The sequence below is a fragment of the Dyadobacter sp. CY345 genome (genome assembly GCF_021502725.1).
GTDB lineage: Bacteria > Bacteroidota > Bacteroidia > Cytophagales > Spirosomataceae > Dyadobacter.
On sequence record NZ_JAKFFS010000011.1, the window covers coordinates 1 to 2,861 of the forward strand.

A 2,861-nucleotide genomic window follows, 5' to 3' on the forward strand; every position below is an offset into this window, starting at 1 on the left:
GTAACGAGTTCATTGACATATTGAGAAGCAAAAGAGAATAAGATAATAAACGCGCAAGCGAATTAAGGGCGCATGGAGGATACCTAGGCTCTCAGAGGCGATGAAGGACGTGATAAGCTGCGATAAGCTACGGGGATCAGCACATATGATTTGATCCGTAGATTTCCGAATGGGGCAACCCAGTACCATGAAGTGGTATTACCCTACGGGGGGCGAACGCGGGGAACTGAAACATCTAAGTACCCGCAGGAGAAGAAAATAATAATGATTGCGCAAGTAGTGGCGAGCGAACGCGCAGGAGCCCAAACCGGCCTGGTTACGGCCAGACCGGGGTTGTAGGACTCACCAAGTGGGCATTGATTGAACTGGAATGGCGTGGGAAAGCCAACCGTAGAAGGTGAGAGTCCTGTACAGGTAAGAGAGATGTCTGAGTGAGTATCCTGAGTAGGTGGGGACCGGAGAAATCCCCTTCGAATCCGGCGGCACCATCCGCCAAGGCTAAATACTCCTGAGAGACCGATAGTGAACGAGTACCGTGAGGGAAAGGTGAAAAGTACCGCGAGCAGCGGGGTGAAATAGAACTTGAAACCATGCGCTTACAAGCGGACGGAGCCTTCGGGTGACGTCGTGCCTTTTGCATAATGAGCCTACGAGTTACGGTCACTGGCGAGGTTAATTCATTGAAATGAAGGAGCCGAAGCGAAAGCGAGTCTGAAATGGGCGATTAGTCAGTGGCTGTAGACGCGAAACTTGGTGATCTACCCTTGGTCAGGTTGAAGCGCTGGTAACACATCGTGGAGGACCGAACCGGTAAACGTTGAAAAGTTTTCGGATGAACTGAGGGTAGGGGTGAAAGGCCAATCAAACTGAGAAATAGCTCGTACTCCCCGAAATGTTTTTAGGAACAGCGTCGTGGTTGAGTCATGGTCAGGTAGAGCTACTGATAGGGCTAGGGGGAGTCAAATCCTACCAAACTCTGACAAACTCCGAATGGGCTATGATATACACGGCAGTGAGGGCTGGGGTGCTAAGGTCCCAGTCCGAGAGGGGAACAACCCAGAGCATCAGCTAAGGTCCCAAAATATATGCTAAGTTGAACTAAGGGGGTCCGACTGCAGAGACAGCCAGGATGTTAGCTTGGAAGCAGCTATACATTTAAAGAGTGCGTAACAGCTCACTGGTCGAGCGGGGCGGGCATCGATAATAAACGGGCATCAAGCATATTACCGAAGCTATGCGATAGTAATTTATTACGATCGGTAGGGGAGCATTCTCACAGGGGTGAAGGTTTGGCGTAAGCCGGGCTGGACTGGTGAGAAAAGCAAATGTAGGCATAAGTAACGATAATGCGGATGAGAAATCCGCACACCGAAAGACTAAGGATTCCTCCGCTATGCTAATCAACGGAGGGTTAGGCGGGGCCTAAGGTATAGCCGAAGGGCGATTACCGATGGACAGCAGGTTAATATTCCTGCCCCTGCGTTCAGTGTGAAGAAATGACGGAGCAGTGTGGTATGTACGTACTGACGGAATAGTGCGTTGAGCAGAGCCTACGGGCGAAGCGAACATGCGAAACAGCTTCCAAGAAAAGTTTCTGAAACATCAGCTGAATGCAGCCCGTACCGTAAACCGACACAGGTAGTCGAGAAGAATATTCTAAGGTGCTCGAGTGAATCACGGCTAAGGAACTCGGCAAATTAACCCTGTAACTTCGGGAGAAGGGGAGCCTCCTCGCAAGAGAGGCCGCAGAGAAATGGCCCAGGCGACTGTTTAGCAAAAACACAGGGCTCTGCCAAAACGCAAGTTGACGTATAGGGCCTGACACCTGCCCGGTGCTGGAAGGTTAAGAGGGGATGTCAGCCGCAAGGTAAAGCATTGAATCGAAGCCCCAGTAAACGGCGGCCGTAACTATAACGGTCCTAAGGTAGCGAAATTCCTTGTCGGGTAAGTTCCGACCTGCACGAATGGTGTAACGATCTGGGCACTGTCTCGGCCGTGAGCTCGGTGAAATTGTAGTAGCGGTGAAGATGCCGCTTACCCGCCACGGGACGGAAAGACCCCGTGCACCTTTACTATAGCTTTGCATTGTTTTCGGGTCAGGGATGTGTAGGATAGGTGGGAGGCTTTGAAGCGGTGTCGCCAGGCATCGTGGAGCCAACGTTGAAATACCACCCTTCGCTGGCCTGGGATCTAACTGCTCAAAGAGCAGGACCGTGCATGGTGGGTAGTTTGACTGGGGTGGTCGCCTCCAAAAGTGTAACGGAGGCTTCCAAAGGTCTGCTCAACACGCTTGGTAACCGTGTGTGGAGTGCAATAGTACAAGCAGGCTTGACTGTGAGACCGACGGGTCGAGCAGGTGGGAAACCAGGGTATAGTGATCCGGTGGTTCTGTATGGAAGGGCCATCGCTCAAAGGATAAAAGGTACGCCGGGGATAACAGGCTGATCTCCCCCAAGAGCTCACATCGACGGGGAGGTTTGGCACCTCGATGTCGGCTCGTCACATCCTGGGGCTGGAGAAGGTCCCAAGGGTTGAGCTGTTCGCTCATTAAAGTGGCACGCGAGCTGGGTTCAGAACGTCGTGAGACAGTTCGGTCCCTATCTGTGGTGGGCGTAGGAAGATTGACGGGGGCTGCCCTTAGTACGAGAGGACCGGGGTGGACCCACCGCTGGTGAATCGGTTGTCCCGCCAGGGGCATGGCCGAGTAGCTATGTGGGGAATAGATAAGCGCTGAAAGCATCTAAGTGCGAAACTAGCCCGAAGATGAATCTTCCACACAAGGGTCGTTGTAGACTACGACGTTGATAGGCTGCAGGTGTACGTGTAGAAATACATTCAGCTGAGCAGTACTAATTACCCAA

Annotated in this window: 1 rRNA gene; it reads left to right on the forward strand. The window is 52.3% G+C overall.

Features of this window, described 5'->3' with window-relative positions:
- Nucleotides 1–51: 51 nt before the first annotated feature.
- Nucleotides 52–2,861: ribosomal RNA gene (locus L0657_RS27790) — 23S ribosomal RNA — on the forward strand; the annotation flags it as partial.